The sequence below is a fragment of the Streptosporangium sp. NPDC003464 genome (assembly GCF_053588315.1).
Genome location: NZ_JBSFPS010000231.1, coordinates 1 through 16,480 on the forward strand (window position 1 = coordinate 1; position 16,480 = coordinate 16,480).

Here is a 16,480-nt window from a genome sequence, read left to right on the forward strand (position 1 = left end):
GCCCACGTGGGCCTCGCCCGCCGCGGATGAGGCGAACGCCTCAAGCAGGACGAACTGGTTGGGCGTCTCGACGCTCCTGGACCATTCGAAGAAGACGTTGCCCGGCTCCTGCCGGGTGGCCCGGGTGAAGTCGTCGACGAGCGAGAGCCATTCCTCGCTCCGCTCGGGACGGACGGTGAACTTGACGGTAATGAAGATCATGACCTGGTCTCTCTCGCCGTGGTGAAGCCGTGGTGAAGGGACGTGTGCTCCGTGTGCGGGTGCCGCGCCCGACAGGCACGCGACGACATGACCACGATAGGCGAGAGCCCGGTCGGCCGGATGTCAAGACGTCCCGAGCCGGCCTGCCGGTCACGCCCGGAGGCCGGCGGAGCCGATCACCGGGCAGCCGGGGGTCTCGGTGAGGACGTTCTGCTGATGCTCGGTCAGCGGATCGAGGACACCCCTGTCGGTGAGCTCCATGGGCGAGGGGGAACTCCGTCCCTCGGACGGTCGTCCGTTCCGCGGCGGGCGGCGGCCCCGCCGCAGGGGGAGGTCGCCGGCGCCGGTGTGCCCACGTACTGCTCCCATTCCGCCGCCGTGAGGTCGCGGCCCACCGTGGCGCATGCCGTCGTCAGCCATCTGCTGGTGGACAGGTCCCACACCTGGGCCTCGCCGATCTCCTGGCCGGTGATGTCGTCCTCGGTCACGGTGATGAGGGAGGCGCCGTCAGGGGTGAGAGCCATCCCCGTCCGGGTGGTCGGCGACTTGCTGGGCAGGTCGAACGCACCGAGCGTGGAGCCGTCGGCGATGTCGACGAGCAGAACGGTGCCGTCCCTGCGCTGCCTGGCGACGAGGGTGGACCGGGGAGCGGTGACCATCTCCCCCACGGGGTCCCCCTCGCCCCCGATCGACCGGATGTGGTGCTCTCCCCGCTCGTCGAACACGTCGAGCCGCCCGTTCTCCCGCTGCACGAGGAAGTGGTGCCCGGAGAAGCCGATCGCCTCCACCGGATCGCCCCGGACGGCACGCCGCCGTCCGGACACCAGGTCGACGACCCACACCTGTCCGTCGTGCTCCCAGCGGGTTTCGAAGAATCCGGCCGTCATGGCTCCGGGGTTGACGACGGCGCTCATCACGTCGTCGGGGTCGCTCACGGGCAGCGCGCGGGACTCACTGACGAGAGCGCCGTCGGCGACGTCCCTGACCGTGATGTCGCCGGACGGGTGGGCGATGATGACACGGCGGCTGTCCCGCGACCAGGCGATCGACAGGGCCGCCGGGTCCTTCCAGGAGCCGAGAGGGCGGTTGTGCCCGTCCCAGACCCGGTAGCTGTCGCCGGCCCCGTCGTCCACGGTGAGGATCAGGTGTCCGTGCGGAGACCACGAGAGGGGGATCTGGCCTTTCACCGGGAAGTCCTGCGCGGGCGACCCGTCGGCATGATGGAACTCCGCCCCGCCCCGGTCGATGACGAACTGCCGCCCGTCGGGACGTACCTCGACGCGCGGGCCGGGGCAGGCCATGCATCCCCAGGGGACCTTCATCCTGATACGCGTGCTGATCCGTGACACCTGCCGGAGGTCCCACAGCGTCAGTGTGCGCCCCGAGGCCGAGACCAGGCGGTCGCCCTCGGCGCCGAGGAACACCACGCCACGCTCGTTGACGGAGCTGTTGCCGGTCAGTTCCCTCGGCTGTCCGTTCTTCTCCGCGGTCACATCGGACGTCTTCTCCGCGGTCACATCGGACACGTAGACGGTGCCCGCGCTGGCCACGGCCACCCGGCGCCCGTCACCGCTGATCGCCATCGCGGTCGGCCGGCCGTTCCGGATGGGCGTGACGAAGTCGGGCTTCTCGGGGTCGTAGGACCGCTCCGCCCTGTCCCACACCGATGCGGGCGTTCTCCCGTTGGCCATGCCCAGCCTGCGGCCGGTGGGCGATATCGCGCCGGCCGGGTCGTACATGGGGAAGAAACCCGTTGAAACCGTCCTGTTCCTGAGGGGGCGCACCTCCCACTCCTCCAGCGCCCCGTCCGAGCCGAAGAAAATCACCGACGACTCCGACGGGAACACTATTTCGGCGGCCCCTTCGGGGAGGTCGCGCGGGCGGAACGAGCGCCATTCCCCGTCGCGCCGGTCGAACACGGCGAGCCGGGCCGGCTTGTCGTACGGCTCCCCCGGCGGCTCGGAGAGGGCGACGAATCTCCCGGAAGGGGAAAGGCCGACGGCGGTCGCCTTCATCGGCGGCCGGCCGGGGAGTTCCTGAGCGCCTTCCCGCGCGTCCCAGTACGCGATGGATACGCCGTCGGTGGCGGCCACCGCCTGTCCGCTGAAGCCGACCGACACGTCGACTACCGGTCCGGCCATGCGGGTGAGGTGTGTCCGCTCCAGTGTCGCGACGTTCCAGCGCAGCAGGTCACCGCCCCGGGTGCCGGCGACGACGGACTCACCGTCCCCCGAGGCTCTGACGACCGATATGTCCTCGGGGGCGTGGAGATATCTCACCAGGTGGGGGCTGGCCGTGACGGCTCTGAACAGCGCCGCCCGCGTCTGCGGGTTGTCGTCCAGCCGGTAGGCGGCCACCGACAGCAGCTGCGCCACGTCGGCGTGGGTGCCGAGCAGGGAGTCCGCCGTGGCGGCCAGCTGACGGGAGTTGCTCACCTTCTCCCTGCTGGTCGCGACGTCGCGCTGCTGGAAGGCGACGGCGGCCGCGTAGGAGAGGCCCACCAGCAGGGCGGTGAGGACGGCGATGACGCCGCCGACCGTCTGGCGCAGCCGGCGCCGGTAACGGACGTGCAGTCCCACCATCGTGTCCTTGGGACGTGCGCGGATCGGCGCGGCGAGGTCCGCGACGACGAGGTCTCCCAGTGGCTCCGGACCGTCCGCTCCCGGTCCGGTGTCACCACCCGCCGCGGTGGCGCCCCGCAGGCTCTTCTCCCGCCGGAGGTCGGCCCATATCGGTTCTTGGGCGAAGGCTCCGGCGAGTTCCCGCCTGGGCAGTGCGGTGGTCGCGCACCAGTCGAAATCGTCGCCCTCCCAGACGATGGCACCCGCCGTCAGGGCGATCAGGAACCTGTCCGCCCCGCCGGGCTTGCGCGACATCCACCACTGGATCTCCCTGCGCACCCACGGCGACGCCGCCGACGCGGGCGAGGCGACGAGCAGGAACCACTCCGACCGGGCCAGCGCCCTCTCGATCTCCGGCCAGGCGCTGCCGCCGGCGGCGAGATCCGTCCTGTCGCGGAAGATCCTGAGCGATCTCGGCCTCCACCAGGGCCGCGCGAATCGCTGAAGCCTGTTCTGCAATTCCTCGGCGACAAAGGCGTCTCCGCCGTGACTGTAGGATATGAAAGCATGATATTTACTTTTTTGTCGCATTGCAGGTAATCCGCGCCCGCTCACCTGGTCACCAATGGCATTTATCGCGACCAGGAAAGCACATGATGGATTGACGTGATGCGGGCATCGCGACAATCCACCGTTCAGCCGGTTCGGCAGACCGCCTGATCTCCACCGAATCTCCACAGAAAGGCCAGTCATATCTGCATACGTCCTCCGTAGATTGCGGCTTATGGCAGATATGCACGACTTCGGCGGGTGGGTACGGGACTTCGAGGCCGAGGCCGAGCGCCGCGGGCTACAGGACGATCCGGCCTGGGAGCACGGGGCGCGGCTGGACCATCCGGTGCTGCGCAGTTTGCAGCGCTTCCAGGTCGGCGAGGACGGCGACGGCGCGAACCTGATGGCCAAGGCCGCCGGCACGGGCGACGGGGCCTACGCGGAGGCGGTGCGGCTGTTCGTCGCCGAGGAGCGGAACCACGCGCGGCTGCTGGCGCTGCTGCTCGCCGCCGGAGGCGCGCGGACCATCACCGCGCACTGGAGTGACACGGTCTTCGTACGGCTCCGCCGGACGCTGGGGCTCCGGCTTGAGCTGCTGGTGCTGATGGTCGCGGAGGTGGTCGCCCTCCGGTACTACCGGGCTCTGCGCGACGGGAGCGGGGACCGGCTCACCTCGGACGTGGCGGGCCGGATCCTCGCCGACGAGCAGCGGCACGTGCCGTTCCACTGTGACCGACTGCGGGAGTCGTTCCGGTCCACGCCCCGGGCGCTCCGGACGGTCGTGCGCTGCGGCTGGTGGGTGCTCCTGCTGGGCGCCTGCGCCGTCGTCGTCTGGGATCACGGCCCCGCCCTGCGCCGTCTCGGGGTGTCCAGAACGGCCTTCGTCACCGATGTCACCGGCCTGTTCTCGGCGGTGACCGAGAAGGTCTTCGGGGCGGGACGGCGCTGAACCGGACAGGCGGGCCCGGCACAGGCCCGCCCGCCCGCACCGAGCAAGCGGGCTCGGCACAGACCGACCCGCCCGCCCGCACCGGACAGGCGGGCTCGGCACAGACCGACCCGCCCGCCCGCACCGGACAGGCGGGCTCAGCCGTCCGTACCGGCCAGGAAGCCGAGCAGCAGCTCGTTGACCTCGTCCGGCGCCTCCAACTGCATCCAGTGGCCGGCTCCGTCGAGGCGTTCGTAGCGCCAGGGCCCGGTGACGTGCTCCGCCGTACCGGTCATCGCCCGCTCGGTGAGGAACCGGTCGCGGGTGCTCCAGACGCCCATGGTGGGCACCTGGATGGCGGGCAGGTCGTACGGCCAGGTGACCAGGGTCTCGGGCGGGACCCCGGTGCGGTAGATCGCCAGGCCGCTGCTGAGCGCCCGGGGGTCGCGCATGCGCTCGACGACCTCCTCGGCGTCGGGGTGCTCGGTCAGCATCTCGCGGAGGTTCCTGAAGTCGTCCTGAGCGAGCCACCGCTCGGCGATGTCGGGGAACTGGAACAGCAGCATGTACCAGGACTTCTCCCGCTGCTCCCAGCCCGCGGCCCGGAAGGCGGCGGGGTGGCCGACCGACAGGCAGGCGAGGCCGGCCACCCGATCGGGTGCGGTGATGGCCAGGAGCTGCGCGAGCGTCGACCCCCAGTCGTGCCCGACCAGGTGCACCCGCTCGACGCCGACCTGGTCGAGGACGCCGGACAGGTCGGCGACGTACTGGCCGAGTTCGTAGCTCTTGAGGTCGGCGGGTTTGCCGGAGGCGCCGAAGCCGCGCAGGTCGGGGGCGATCGTACGGTATCCGGCGGCGTTCAGCGCGGCCACCTGGTGCCGCCAGCAGGCGTGGGTGTCGGGGTAGCCGTGCACCAGCAGCACGGCGGGGCCCTCCCCGCTGACCTGGACCTCAAGGTCGATGTCGTTGACATTGACGCGCATCACGTGGCTCCGATCGCGGACGGCGGCTCGGTGTGGACGGGGCCCAGCGCGGCACGTCCCCACCCGGTCCCATGATTGTGCCAACGGGACCGGGGACGGCCAACGCCCCACCGGAAGTCGCCCAGGCCGGCGACGTCACGGTTCGACCGACCTCACGGTTCGACGTACTGGTCGGCGTACGCCGTGGTGGGCGCGATGGGGGTGATCACGTCGATCAGGACCCCGTTGGGGTCGGCCACGATGAAGTGCCGCTGCCCGAAGTCCTCGTCGCGCAGCTCCAGTTCGGCCCGGAGCCCCCCGCGCACGACGAGCCGCTCCCACTCCGCGTCCACGTCCTCCACCTCGAAGTTGAGCAGCAGCCCCCGCACGGGAGCGCGATAGGCCTCGGGCAGCGTCGGATGGCCGTGGTCGAGCAGGGCGAGCTCGTACGGCAGCGCTCCCGGCCGCCGCAGGCTCACGTACCAGTCGGCCTCGAACGTCGGCTCGAACCCCAGCAGCCCGGTGTAGAAGTCGCGGGACTCCTGGAGCAGTGAGGTGCAGATAACCGGATAGAAGCTGGTCAGCGTCATACGGACTCCTTCACATACCGTCGGTATGTGAAGGTAATGTATTGACGTACCATCGGTATGTCAACGGACGGGGACGCGATGACGGACGGCGGCAGGGCGCAGCAGAGGGAGCAGACCAGGCGGGCCCTCATACGCGAGAGCAGGCGCCTGTTCGCGGCCCTGGGCTACGGCGCGGTGGGCCTGTCGGAGATCGTCCGCGCCGCCGGGGTCACCAAGGGCGCGCTCTACCACCACTTCGACGGCAAAGCCGCCCTGTTCCGCGCCGTCCTGGAAGAGGTGCAGCAGCAGGTCGCCCGGACGGTGGCCGCGGCCGCCGAGGCTCACGACGATCCATGGACGCAGTTCACCGCCGGTTGCCAGGCGTTCCTCACCGCCAGCACCGACCCGGACGTCCAGCGGATCATGCTCGTCGACGGCCCCGCCGTACTGGGCTGGAACGAATGGCGCGCGCTGGACGAGGCCGCTTCGGCCCACCATCTGGCCGAAGCGCTCACCACCCTGATCGAGGAGGGAACGATCGCCCCGCAGCCGGTCGCGCCGCTGACCCGCCTGCTGTCGGGCGCGATGAACGAGGCGGCCCTGTGGCTGGCGGGGTCGGCCGACCCCGGAGACCTGGCCGACACCAGGGCCGCCCTGTCGCAGATGCTGGAGGCGCTGCACGTCCGATGAGCCGCCGCCGGCCCGCGCGCACGGACGGCGGCCGGCCCCTCGGGATCGATCGTCCGGTGACGCGGAGCCGGCCGGGGCGCCGGCCCGCCCGGGTGGTACGCCTAGTGCGCCGCGTCCAGCCGGGCCCGCTGCTCCTGGGTCAGCTCCAGGTCCACCGCGGCCAGGTTCTCCTCCAACTGCGCCACCGAGGACGCCCCGGCCAGCGGGATCACCGGCAGCCGTCCGCCGATCTGCCAGGCCAGCACCACCTGGTTCACGTTCGCCCCGGTCTCCTCGGCGACCTCGCGCAGCACCGCCAGCCGGGCGGGCGTGCCCGGGTGGTCGTAGTCCGGCGGCAGCGGCTTGTCCTCCCGGACGTAGGCGCCGCCGAGCAGCGGCGAGTAGGCGACCAGGGTCAGGCCGGGCTCGGCCCGCAGGTAGCTGTGCAGCTCGGCCCCGGCATGGCCGAGGCTGCCGTCCTCGAAGAGCGGTTCGGGCATGTCGAAGCGGGGGCGCAGGTGGCTGTGCTGGTACTGCAGGACCTCGTAGCCGGGCAGCCCGGCCGCCGCGGCGAGGGCACGGGCCCGCTCCACCCGCCAGATCGCGTGGTTGCTCACCCCGAGCAGCCCGACCGTCCCCTCCGCCACCAGTCCGGCGAAGCCCTCGACGGTCTCGCCGAGCGGGACCGTCCGGTCCTCGATGTGCGCGTAGAGCAGGTCGATCCTGTCCACCCCGAGCAGTTCCCGGCTGCGCTCGGCGGACTCCCGGATCACCTTCGCCGACAATCCCTCCGGGTTGTCGATGTAGCCGGTGCCGGGCGCGAGCGGCCGCGCTCCCAGCTTGGTGGCGATGACGATCTCGTCCCCGATGCCGCGGCTGCGCCGCCACCGCCCGAGCAGCGCCTCGCTCTGCCCGCCCTGGCCGCCGTCGACCCAGAAGGCGTAGTTGTCGGAGGTGTCGATGAACGTCCCGCCCGCCTCGACGTAGCGGTCCAGGATGGCGAAGGAGGTCTTCTCGTCGGTCACCGAGCCGAAGAGCATCGCACCGAGGGCGAGCACGCTCACCTCACGGCGGGTCTCCGGGTCAGTGCCGATGGTGCGGTATTTCATGCTGTCCCCTTTGGTCCGGCCCTTCGTCTCCGGGCCTCGGACGGAAGTCTGGGACGTGGAGCGCGCTCCAGGTCAAGCCCGCCGGCCGCGCGGGATCCACCGGACGGCCCCGGGCCCGGACCAGGACCCGGACAGGCCTGAAACGCCGGCCCTGAACCGGAGCGGGCCTGGACGCTCGCCCCGGACCCGAGCGGGCCTGAACGGCTGGCCCTGGGCCCGAGCGAGCCTGCACGCTCACCTCGGACCCGAGCGGGCCTGGACGGCTAGCCCGCGCCGACCTGGGACAGGACGTGCGCGAGGGCGTCGAGTGCGGCCGGGTAGGCGTGCTCGCGCGGCGTGCCGTACCCGACGATGACCGCCTGCGGGTGGTCGCCGGCCCGGTGCCAGTGGCCGCCCAGACTCCCCAGGGCCAGACCCCGCTCCGCGGCGCGGTCGAGCACCTCCTGCTCGCCGGGCCCGCCGGGAGGCAGGTTGACCATCGCGTGGAGCCCCGCCGCGATCCCGTGGACGGCCAGACCGGACACGGGTCCGAGCCGGTCCAGCAGGAGGTCGCGGCGGCGGCGGTAGTGCAGGCGGCAGGCGCGGATGTGCCGGTCGTAGACATGAGTGGTGATCAGGTCGGCGAGGGCCAGCTGCCCGATCACCTCGGTGTGGTGGTCGAGGTGCAGCTTGGCGTCCACCACCGCCTCGACGAGGCGGTGCGGCAGCACCATCCAGCCCAGACGCAGGGCGGGGCCGAGGGTCTTGGACGCGCTGCCCACGTAGACGACGTGGTCGGGCGCCATGCCCTGGAGCGCGCCGACGGGCTGGCGGTCGTAGCGGAACTCGCCGTCGTAGTCGTCCTCGACGATCAGGCCGTCGCGGGCGCGCGCCCACTCGGTGAGGGTGTGGCGGCGGGCCGGGTGCAGGGTGACGCCGGTCGGATACTGGTGGGCCGGTGTCACCACGAGCGCCCCCACCTTCCCGTGCTCGCCCATCAGGTCGGGGTGGGCCCCACGCCGGTCGACCGGGAGCGCGACGACGGCCGGACCGGCCCGCCGGACCACCTCCCGGTGAAAGCCCAGGCCCGGGTCCTCCATGGCCACCGCGTCGGCCCCGGCGTCGCCGAGCACCCTGGCCAGCAGGGCCAGCGCCTGGACGTAGCCGGAAGTGATCATGATCTGCCCGGGGGTCGCGAGCACGCCGCGGGTCCGCCCCAGATATTCGGCCAGCGCGGCGCGGAGCTCGGGCCGGCCGCGCGGGTCGCCGTAGTCGAGGGCACTGGCCGGCGTCGCGGCGAGCGCGCGCCGGACGGACCGCGCCCAGGCGGCGGCGGGGAACATGCCCACGTCGGGACTGCCCGGCCGCAGGTCGTGCCGGGGGACGGCGGCGCCGGGCCGCGGCGGCGGCTCCGGCGCGGACCGTCCGGTGAGGTCGGCGACCATGGTGCCGGACCCCCGGCGGGCGGTCAGGTAGCCCTCGGCGATCAGCTGATCGTAGGCGGCGCTCACCGTGCCGCGTGACAGGCCGAGCTGGGTGGCCAGCTTGCGGGTCGAGGGCATCCGGGCCTGCGGCGCGAGCCGCCCGGCGCGGACGGCGTCGCGCAGGGCGTGCTCCAGGCCGGCCCGGCGGCCGGTCGCGGTGTCGAGTTCCAGATACAGGTCGACCCCGAAAGTGGCCCAAAATTCCGACATAGATTTGGATCTTATTACCGGTCCAGTCGATCTCTAATGTCGAGGGCATGACCACGACGAACCCTCCCACCGTCCGGCTGGCGGTGGACAAGCTCGCCCCCCATGTCAACCGGGCGATGAACGCCCTCGACGCGGCCTCCAGGGAGACGGAGCTGGAACCTGGCCTGCTCGAACTGGTCAGGGCCCGCGCCTCGCAGCTCAACGGCTGCGCCTACTGCGTCGACATGCACTCCCGGGACGCGCGCAAGGGCGGGGAGAGCGAGCAGCGGCTGTTCGCCCTCCCCGTCTGGCGGGAGACGCCGTTCTTCACCGACCGGGAGCGCGCGGCGCTGGAGCTGACCGAGGCGGGCACCCGGCTCACCGACGGTCCGGTCTCCGACGAGGTGTACGGGCGGGCGGCGGCCCAGTTCACCGAGACCGAACTGGCCGAGCTCATCTGGACGATCACTGTGATCAACGCGTGGAACCGGCTGGGCGCCGTCGCTCGCCCCTGGCCGCTGACCTGACCGCCCGCGACCAGCCGGCGGGGACGGCCGGTCAGAACAGCCAGTCGAGCAGGCCGCCACCGCCGCTGCTGTCCTGGCTCGGGCTCTCGCTGGGGGGCGTCTCGCTCGGCGCCGAGCTCTCCGTCGGGGCGCTCCGCGTCGGAGCGGGCTCCGTCGGCGGGCCGGTCTCGGGTCCGGAGGAGTCCTGCGGCCGGGAATCCAGCTTGTGGGAGCCGTCCCTCTCGCGCTCCCGGGTGGGGTCGGGGCTCGGCCGTGCCGGCGGACGGCTGCGCGTCGGCGTCGGCCGGGGCGGCTGCGTGCGGGGCGCCGGGGCGCGGGAGACCTCCGGCTCGGGAGTCTCGCTCTCCTCGGCGGACGGCCGCGCCGTCTCCTCCGGTCCGGTGGACTCGGTGGGCTCGGCGGCCGGCGTCTCCGGCTCCGGCCGCGGCGGTTCGGCCCTCGCGCACCCGGTGCCCGCCGGGCACGAGGTGTCGGGTGCGGACCCCACGGTGGAGGAGATCACCCAGCCTCCGACGAGCCCCAGCGCCACGATGCCCGCGACGACCGTCAGCAGCATCCTGCTCCGGCGCCGGGGCCTGTCGTCGGGCTCCGCGTCTCCCCTCCAGCCCGACCCCAGGAAGCCGCGGGTCTGCCCCGCGCCGTCGTGGGTCTCCCGCGAGGAGTCCCAGTCCTCCTGATCGTGGAGCTCGTAGGCGGCGTCCCGGTCTTCCTCGTCGTGGAGCTCGTGCGAGGCGTCCCGGGCCTCCTCGTCGCGGAGCTCGCGCGAGGTGTGCCGGGCCTCCTCGGCTCCGGCCCCTGCGGCCTCGGGGGTCTTCCGGGACGCGTGTCCGTCGTCCCGGCCCGGCTCCTGGGCGACCTCCGGATCCCATCCGTCCGACAGCACGTCGCCATCCGGGCGGTCAGGTCTGTGCTGTGGCGTGACGGGCCCCATGGGGCCGGTCCGCTCACGGGGATCCTCGTCGTATGGCCCTTGTATGCCGTCCTGCCCCACAACGACCCTCTCTGACGTGAATTTCGGTCGGGCAAATTCCTAGCAGATCCGACAGCGACCTGTCCGAAAAATTCACACACCGCCGGCAGTGTTCGAGGTTTCCCCACCGCACGGAGCCGTCCGGCCAGGCGGATGTCGTCCGGCCGATGAGGCATGACGGCCGGAGCGAGGGTAGCCGGGACACATGCGGGCCGTACCGGTCCGGAGAGACCGGGGGTGAGGGGGCGTTCATGACGTCATGGGTGGACCACGCGGTCCTGTGGCAGGTTTACCCGCTCGGGTTCACCGGCGCGGAGGGCTCGGCACCGCCGCCGGGGGCGCCGGTCCGGCACCGCCTGCGGCAGCTCGACCCCTGGCTCGACTACGCCGTGGAGCTGGGCTGTTCGGGGCTGCAGCTGGGACCGATATTCGCGGCGGAGACCCATGGCTACGACACCGTCGACCACTTCCGGATCGATCCGCGGCTCGGCGACGACGAGGATTTCGACCATCTCGTCGCGGCGGCGCGCGGGCGGGGCCTCCGGATCGTCCTGGACGGGGTCTTCAACCACGTGGGCCGGGGGTTCCCGGTGTTCGCGCGGGCGACGGCCGCCGACCCCGATCCGCGTGCCGCGCGCTGGTTCCGGCGGCCGGCCGGGAACGGCGGCGAGCCGGACTACGCGACCTTCGAGGGGCATCACCACCTCGTGGCCCTCAACCACGAGGAGCCCGAGGTGCTCGACCACGTCGTGCGGGTCATGAACCACTGGCTGGACCGGGGCGCGTCGGGCTGGCGTCTCGACGCGGCCTACGCGGTGCCGCCCGGCTTCTGGCGCGGAGCCCTGGAACGGGTGCGGCCGCTCCACCCCGACGCGTGGTTCGTCGGGGAGGTGATCCACGGCGACTACGCCGGATACGTCCGGGCGAGCGGCCTCGACTCGGTCACCCAGTACGAGCTCTGGAAGGCGATCTGGAGCTCGCTCAACGACGGCAACCTCTTCGAGCTCGCCTGGGCCCTGGACCGGCACGACGGCCTGCTCGACGCCGTGCCGCCACCGCTGACCTTCGTCGGCAACCACGACGTGACCAGGCTGGCCAGCCGTCTCACCGACGTCCGGCACCTGGGCCACGCGCTGGCCGTGCTGTTCACCGTGGGCGGCGTGCCCAGCGTCTACTACGGCGACGAGCAGGCGTTCCGGGGCGTCAAGGAGGAGCGGGCCGGTGGGGACGACGCCGTCCGCCCGGCCTTCCCCGACCGTCCCGGCGCCCTCGCCGCCTCGGGATGGCCCGTCTACCACCTGCACCGGCGCCTGATCGGCCTGCGCCGCCGCCATCCGTGGCTGGTCAGGGCCCGCACCGCCGCGGAGCATCTGACCAACCGGGCGGTCGCGCTGACCTCGACCTGCGCCGAGGCCCCGGGCCGCAGGATCGTCACCCTGCTCAACGTCGACGACCGGCCCCACGCGTTCCCGCTGGAGACCGGCGGGCTCACCGTCGAGGTGACGTCGGAGGCCGCGCCGCCCTCCGGCGACCCGGCCCTCGTCCCCGCCCACGGCTGGGCCGTCCTCAGTGGCCGGTGACCCCCGCGGGCGGCGTCCCGGCCGGGCGACGGCCCCCGGCCGGCGTGACCGGGTAAGGACCAGCCGAGCATTTGATCTGCGAGGACCACGCATGGGAGCCGGGAAGGTACGGTCGGCTCATGTCTGAGCGCAGCATGCCGCACGACGCCGCCTCCTGGGCGTGCCCCCACGGGCAGGACGCCCGCCGAGGCTGTGTGGCCTGCTACGAGAGATCGGTCACCCCGGACCCGGCGCTGCCGTTCTGGGAGGTCGCCGCCTGGTTCACCACCGAGCAGCCGATCCCCATCAGGACCTTGCAGGACGTTCACCACCACGGCCGCCGTTTCGCCCTCGACCAGCCGTCCACGCCGCTGGTCTACCTCCTGACCGGTCACGCCCGCGCCCACGACAGCGTCGAGGCCCTGGCGGGCGTGATCGGTTTCCTCCTCCACAACCGGCATGTGGTCGCCGATTTCACCGTGACGGAGACCCGGGCCACGCCTCAGTCGCCCGCCCGGACCAGTGCCTCCCGCCAGACGGACGTGTGGCTCGACGACCGGCGAGACGCCTGAGAGGCGGAGCGGACCGGCCTCCGCCCCACTGCCGGAAAAGCGCTCCCCAGTGGGAGCGCCGGTGGACCAAGATCTCACCAGGATCGGGACCCGCCGGGCATCGCGTCCCCCGCGCCGGGTACGGCTGCCGCTAATTACACTAAATGCCCGGTTTCATAGCTAAAGGTGGAATTTCGGGGGTCCGTAGTGAAGAGAGCGGTGGCTCGCCTGGCGGCGGGCGGGATGGCCGTCGTCGCGGCGTTCGGGCTGACGGCCTGCGGGGTCATCGGGCGGCCCGGGTCCGACGAGACGGCCTCCGCTCCCGGCCGCGCCGTGGCCGAGGGCTTCAAGATAGGTCTGCTGCTGCCGGGGACGGAGGCGACGCGCTACGAGAAGTTCGACCGCCCCTACATCACCGAGAGCGTGGCCGAGCTCTGCCCCAGGTGTCAGGTCGTCTACGGCAGCGCCGGCCGCGATCACGACCGGCAGCGGCGGCAGTTCGACTCGATGCTCGGCAACGGCGTCAAGGTGATCATCCTGGACGCGGTGGACGCCAAGGCGATCGCGCCGTCGGTGTCCAGGGCCGTGGAGCAGGGCGTGAAGGTCATCGCCTACGACCGCCTGGCCGGCGGGCCGATCGACGCCTACACCTCCTTCGACAACCTCCAGATCGGCAAGATGCAGGGCCAGGCCCTGCTCGACGCCCTCAAGGCGGAGGGCGACCCCCGGCGGGGGCCGATCGTGATGATCAACGGCTCACCGGCCGACCCGAACGCGGGCGACTTCAAGAAGGGCGTCCACTCGGTCCTCGACGGCAACGTGGTGATCGGCGGGGAGTACGACATCCCGGGCTGGAGCTCCGACCTGGCCGCGTCCGACGCGGCCGGCGCGTTCGCCACGCTCGGCCCGGAGCGGGTCATCGGGGTGTACGCGGCCAACGACGGCATGGCCGGCGGCGCCGCCCGGGCGATGCGGATCACCGGGATCGCCAAGGGCACGCCGCTGACCGGCCAGGACGCCGAACTCGCGGCCATCCAGCGCGTCCTGCTGGGCACCCAGACGATGACCATCTACAAACCGATCAGGCCCGAGGCCCGCAACGCCGCCCAGATGGCCGTCGACCTCGGCTCGGGCAGGACGGTGACGGGCAGCGCCAACGGCGAAGGGACCGTGGCCAACGGGACCTCGTCCTCGATCCCCGCCCAGATCATCCAGCCGATCGTGGTCACCAAGGACAACATCGAGGACACCGTGGTCAAGGACGGCCTCTGGAGGGTCGAGGAGATCTGCACGGCCGACCTCCGGGCCGCGTGCAAGTCCGCCGGGCTCACCTGAGCCAAGTTCACCTGAGAGATCCCGAGGACCGGCGCCCCCTCCGCCGAAGAGGGGATAGCGTCGGCCGCATGAGGACACTGGTCACCGGCTCCGCCGGGTTCATCGGAGGCCATGTGGCCGTCGCCCTGGAGGAGGCCGGGCACGAGGTCGTCGGCTTCGACCTGCGGACCGGCGGCGACGTCCGGGACCGGGAGGCGCTGGACCGCGTGCTGGGCGGTGTCGGCGCCGTGGTGCACCAGGCGGCGAAGGTGGGGCTCGGCGTGGACGTGTCCGACCTCCCCGACTACGCCTCGGCGAACGTGCTGGGCACCGCCACGCTGCTGGCCGCCATGGCCGGGCACGGGGTCGGGCGGCTGGTGCTCGCCTCGTCGATGGTGGTGTACGGCGAGGGCGCCTACGAGTGCGCGGCGCACGGCCGGGTGCGGCCGGGCCCGAGAGCGGAGCGCGACCTCGCCCGAGGACGGTTCGAGCCGCGCTGCCCGCACTGCGCGCTGCCGGTCGGCCCCGTCACCATCGGCGAGGACGCCCCGGCCGACCCGCGCAACGCCTACGCCACGACCAAGCTCGCCCAGGAGCACCTGGCGGCGAACTGGGCACGGGAGACGGGCGGCACGGCCGTCGCGCTGCGCTACCACAACGTGTACGGGCCCGGGATGCCGCGCGACACCCCCTACGCCGGGGTCGCGGCGATCTTCCGGTCGGCGCTGGAGGCGGGCCGGGCGCCGCGCGTGTTCGAGGACGGCCGCCAGCTCCGGGACTTCGTGCACGTGCGTGACGTGGCGCTGGCCAACCTCGCGGCGCTCGGCGGAGGGACCCCCGGGACGCTGGCCGCCTACAACATCGCCAGCGGGCAGCCGCACACGGTCGGGGAGATGGCCGCGGCCCTGGCGGCCGGACACGGCGGCCCGGCACCGGTGACCACCGGCGAATACCGGCTGGGCGACGTGCGGCACATCGTCGCCGGCCCGGAACGGGCGGCGGCGGAGCTCGGCTTCCGCGCCGCGGTGCCGTTCGCCGCCGGGATGGCGGAGTTCTCCACCGCCCCGCTGGGCTGACCGGGCGGCAGACCTCACCATGCTGACCGGGCGGCAGACCTCACCACGGGGAGCTGACGAGCCCCTGCAGCAGGAGCCCGGTCAGGGCCTGGGCGGCGAGCCACCACCGGCCGGGCGACGACGCGGCGGCCAGGACGATCCAGACCGCGTAGGGCACCCAGATCCGCTCGACCTCTCCCCTGGTCACCCCGCTGACGTCGAGGGCGAGCACGGCCACGACCGCCGCCGCGACCAGCGCGCGCACCCCTCCGGGCGGCGTCCGCGCCAGCCCGGCGGCGGTCGCGGGGCCGGTCAGGAGGGCCAGCACCGCCAGGTTGGCGGCCAGGAAGTAGAGGTAGGGCCGGGCGGCGCCCGGGTCGGCGGCCCACTCCGCGTGGGTGGCGAGCACCCCGAGCGGCCACAGGAAGCCGCCCGCGACGGCGGCCGCGGTCACCGCGGCCGCCCCCGCCAGGCAGGCGACCACGGTGGCGCGGGAGATCCGCGCCACCACGGCGGCGACCACCGGGATCAGCAGGTACGGCACGAGCCCGTAGCTGAGGTAGGGCAGGGCCCCCAGCAGCACCCCCGCCGCCGCCCCGGACAGCACCCGACCCCTGCCCCTGCCCCCGGACACCAGCAGGGCGACGCCCCAGGCGCCCACCCCGGCGAAGAAGGCGTCCATGGTCGTGGCGATCCAGACCGCGGCGGGGGTCAGCGCGAGGTACGGCAGGGCGAGACGGGCGCTCTCCTCCCCCGCCAGCCGCCGGACGGTGAGCGCGACGGCCAGCACCGCCGAGCATCCCACCGCGACGGCCAGCACCGCCGCCCAGAACGGCCCGGGCAGCCCGGCCTCCGCCAGGGCCCAGAGCACCAGGACGGGCAGCGGGGGATGGCCCCGCACGTGGGTGGGGTAGCCGGGGAGCCGCTCGGTGAAGGAGGCCAGCCAGCCGAGCGGGTCGTCCCCCACGGCGGGCAGCACGGCCAGATACTCGTAGCGGCTGGTGAACGGCTGGGCCAGGCCGTCGCCGGAGACGGCCAGCAGCACCGTCCACGCCAGGGCAGTGCCGTACGCCACGGCCAGGGCCTGCCCGAAGCGGAGCCGGACGGCCAGGCCGGGCAGTACGGCGACCGCCGCCGCGGCCAGGAGCAGGGGCGGCAGGAGCGCGGCCGTCGGCGTGCGGAGCCGCCCGTGCAGCGGCGGCAGGCGGCCCCCTCACCGCTCGTCATGGCCCTTGAGGTGCGCACCAGCTCCGGCCGGGTCGCCGCCGCGGCGCGGGCGATCATGCACGGCGGCCGGGGCG

15 protein-coding genes are annotated in these 16,480 nt (G+C 72.9%); 7 read left to right on the forward strand and 8 right to left on the reverse strand.

Annotated features, from left to right (window positions below; all coding sequences use genetic code 11):
* Both ACWDS7_RS36630 and ACWDS7_RS36635 read right to left on the reverse strand, forming a co-directional pair.
* Nucleotides 1-201 (reverse strand): putative quinol monooxygenase (locus ACWDS7_RS36630; protein WP_451932986.1); only part of this gene is annotated, 201 nt, incomplete at its 3' end.
* A 224-nt stretch (nucleotides 202-425) separates the two neighbouring features.
* A complete protein-coding gene (locus tag ACWDS7_RS36635) occupies nucleotides 426-3,515 on the reverse strand; it encodes a toll/interleukin-1 receptor domain-containing protein (RefSeq protein ID WP_451932987.1) in 3,090 nt (1,029 codons plus the stop codon).
* A 31-nt stretch (nucleotides 3,516-3,546) separates the two neighbouring features.
* Here ACWDS7_RS36635 and ACWDS7_RS36640 point away from each other — a divergent pair, with 31 nt between their 5' ends.
* Nucleotides 3,547-4,263, forward strand: coding sequence for a ferritin-like domain-containing protein (locus ACWDS7_RS36640; protein WP_451932988.1), 717 nt, complete (start codon nucleotides 3,547-3,549; stop codon nucleotides 4,261-4,263).
* A 137-nt stretch (nucleotides 4,264-4,400) separates the two neighbouring features.
* On the opposite strand, the gene ACWDS7_RS36645 is transcribed toward ACWDS7_RS36640, so the two are convergent.
* Both ACWDS7_RS36645 and ACWDS7_RS36650 read right to left on the reverse strand, forming a co-directional pair.
* Nucleotides 4,401-5,225, reverse strand: a complete 825-nt coding sequence (locus tag ACWDS7_RS36645; RefSeq protein ID WP_451932989.1) for an alpha/beta fold hydrolase — start codon at nucleotides 5,223-5,225, stop codon at nucleotides 4,401-4,403.
* A 152-nt stretch (nucleotides 5,226-5,377) separates the two neighbouring features.
* Nucleotides 5,378-5,794, reverse strand: a complete 417-nt coding sequence (locus ACWDS7_RS36650) for a VOC family protein (RefSeq protein ID WP_306863348.1) — start codon at nucleotides 5,792-5,794, stop codon at nucleotides 5,378-5,380.
* A 57-nt stretch (nucleotides 5,795-5,851) separates the two neighbouring features.
* Between ACWDS7_RS36650 and ACWDS7_RS36655 the strand changes: the two genes are divergently transcribed.
* Nucleotides 5,852-6,463, forward strand: coding sequence for a TetR/AcrR family transcriptional regulator (locus ACWDS7_RS36655; RefSeq protein WP_451932990.1), 612 nt, complete (start codon nucleotides 5,852-5,854; stop codon nucleotides 6,461-6,463).
* Nucleotides 6,464-6,564: 101 nt separating this feature from the next.
* Here the strand turns inward: ACWDS7_RS36655 and ACWDS7_RS36660 are convergent, their stop codons facing one another.
* Together ACWDS7_RS36660 and pdxR are read right to left on the reverse strand one after the other, a co-directional pair.
* Nucleotides 6,565-7,551: an aldo/keto reductase gene (locus ACWDS7_RS36660; RefSeq protein ID WP_451932991.1), complete on the reverse strand. Its 987-nt coding sequence runs from the start codon at nucleotides 7,549-7,551 to the stop codon at nucleotides 6,565-6,567.
* A 263-nt stretch (nucleotides 7,552-7,814) separates the two neighbouring features.
* Complete coding sequence (pdxR, locus tag ACWDS7_RS36665) at nucleotides 7,815-9,224, reverse strand: MocR-like pyridoxine biosynthesis transcription factor PdxR (RefSeq protein ID WP_451932992.1); 1,410 nt, start codon at nucleotides 9,222-9,224, stop codon at nucleotides 7,815-7,817.
* A 47-nt stretch (nucleotides 9,225-9,271) separates the two neighbouring features.
* Between pdxR and ACWDS7_RS36670 the strand changes: the two genes are divergently transcribed.
* Nucleotides 9,272-9,730 (forward strand): carboxymuconolactone decarboxylase family protein, encoded by a 459-nt coding sequence (locus ACWDS7_RS36670; RefSeq protein WP_451932993.1) that lies wholly within the window; start codon nucleotides 9,272-9,274, stop codon nucleotides 9,728-9,730.
* Nucleotides 9,731-9,761: 31 nt separating this feature from the next.
* On the opposite strand, the gene ACWDS7_RS36675 is transcribed toward ACWDS7_RS36670, so the two are convergent.
* The gene (locus ACWDS7_RS36675) at nucleotides 9,762-10,613 is read right to left on the reverse strand and encodes a hypothetical protein (RefSeq protein ID WP_451932994.1); all 852 of its coding nucleotides are present in this window, start codon (nucleotides 10,611-10,613) and stop codon (nucleotides 9,762-9,764) included.
* A 338-nt stretch (nucleotides 10,614-10,951) separates the two neighbouring features.
* On the opposite strand from ACWDS7_RS36675, the gene ACWDS7_RS36680 reads away from it, so the two are divergent.
* The 4 genes from ACWDS7_RS36680 (at nucleotide 10,952) to ACWDS7_RS36695 (ending at nucleotide 15,200) form a co-directional block, all read left to right on the forward strand.
* On the forward strand, nucleotides 10,952-12,280 hold the full coding sequence (locus tag ACWDS7_RS36680) for an alpha-amylase family protein (protein WP_451932995.1): 1,329 nt from the start codon (nucleotides 10,952-10,954) through the stop codon (nucleotides 12,278-12,280).
* A 119-nt stretch (nucleotides 12,281-12,399) separates the two neighbouring features.
* Nucleotides 12,400-12,831, forward strand: coding sequence for a hypothetical protein (locus tag ACWDS7_RS36685; protein ID WP_451932996.1), 432 nt, complete (start codon nucleotides 12,400-12,402; stop codon nucleotides 12,829-12,831).
* Between the two features lie 198 nt (nucleotides 12,832-13,029).
* A complete protein-coding gene (locus tag ACWDS7_RS36690) occupies nucleotides 13,030-14,145 on the forward strand; it encodes a sugar ABC transporter substrate-binding protein (RefSeq protein WP_451932997.1) in 1,116 nt (371 codons plus the stop codon).
* 68 nt (nucleotides 14,146-14,213) lie between these two features.
* Nucleotides 14,214-15,200, forward strand: a complete 987-nt coding sequence (locus ACWDS7_RS36695) for an NAD-dependent epimerase/dehydratase family protein (protein ID WP_451932998.1) — start codon at nucleotides 14,214-14,216, stop codon at nucleotides 15,198-15,200.
* A 40-nt stretch (nucleotides 15,201-15,240) separates the two neighbouring features.
* Here ACWDS7_RS36695 and ACWDS7_RS36700 read toward each other — a convergent pair whose 3' ends face one another.
* Complete coding sequence (locus ACWDS7_RS36700; RefSeq protein WP_451932999.1) at nucleotides 15,241-16,254, reverse strand: hypothetical protein; 1,014 nt, start codon at nucleotides 16,252-16,254, stop codon at nucleotides 15,241-15,243.
* Nucleotides 16,255-16,480 lie beyond the last annotated feature (226 nt).

What these genes read in the sequence shown, in the direction of transcription:
- ACWDS7_RS36650 (WP_306863348.1), bottom strand. Translation starts at nt 5,794, where the DNA reads ATGACGCTGACCAGCTTCTATCCGGTTATCTGCACCTCACTGCTCCAG.
- ACWDS7_RS36640 (WP_451932988.1), top strand. Translation starts at nt 3,547, where the DNA reads ATGGCAGATATGCACGACTTCGGCGGGTGGGTACGGGACTTCGAGGCC.
- ACWDS7_RS36660 (WP_451932991.1), bottom strand. Translation starts at nt 7,551, where the DNA reads ATGAAATACCGCACCATCGGCACTGACCCGGAGACCCGCCGTGAGGTG.
- ACWDS7_RS36645 (WP_451932989.1), bottom strand. Translation starts at nt 5,225, where the DNA reads ATGCGCGTCAATGTCAACGACATCGACCTTGAGGTCCAGGTCAGCGGG.
- ACWDS7_RS36655 (WP_451932990.1), top strand. Translation starts at nt 5,852, where the DNA reads ATGTCAACGGACGGGGACGCGATGACGGACGGCGGCAGGGCGCAGCAG.
- ACWDS7_RS36685 (WP_451932996.1), top strand. Translation starts at nt 12,400, where the DNA reads ATGTCTGAGCGCAGCATGCCGCACGACGCCGCCTCCTGGGCGTGCCCC.
- pdxR (WP_451932992.1), bottom strand. Translation starts at nt 9,224, where the DNA reads ATGTCGGAATTTTGGGCCACTTTCGGGGTCGACCTGTATCTGGAACTC.
- ACWDS7_RS36680 (WP_451932995.1), top strand. Translation starts at nt 10,952, where the DNA reads ATGACGTCATGGGTGGACCACGCGGTCCTGTGGCAGGTTTACCCGCTC.
- ACWDS7_RS36670 (WP_451932993.1), top strand. Translation starts at nt 9,272, where the DNA reads ATGACCACGACGAACCCTCCCACCGTCCGGCTGGCGGTGGACAAGCTC.
- ACWDS7_RS36695 (WP_451932998.1), top strand. Translation starts at nt 14,214, where the DNA reads ATGAGGACACTGGTCACCGGCTCCGCCGGGTTCATCGGAGGCCATGTG.
- ACWDS7_RS36635 (WP_451932987.1), bottom strand. Translation starts at nt 3,515, where the DNA reads ATGACTGGCCTTTCTGTGGAGATTCGGTGGAGATCAGGCGGTCTGCCG.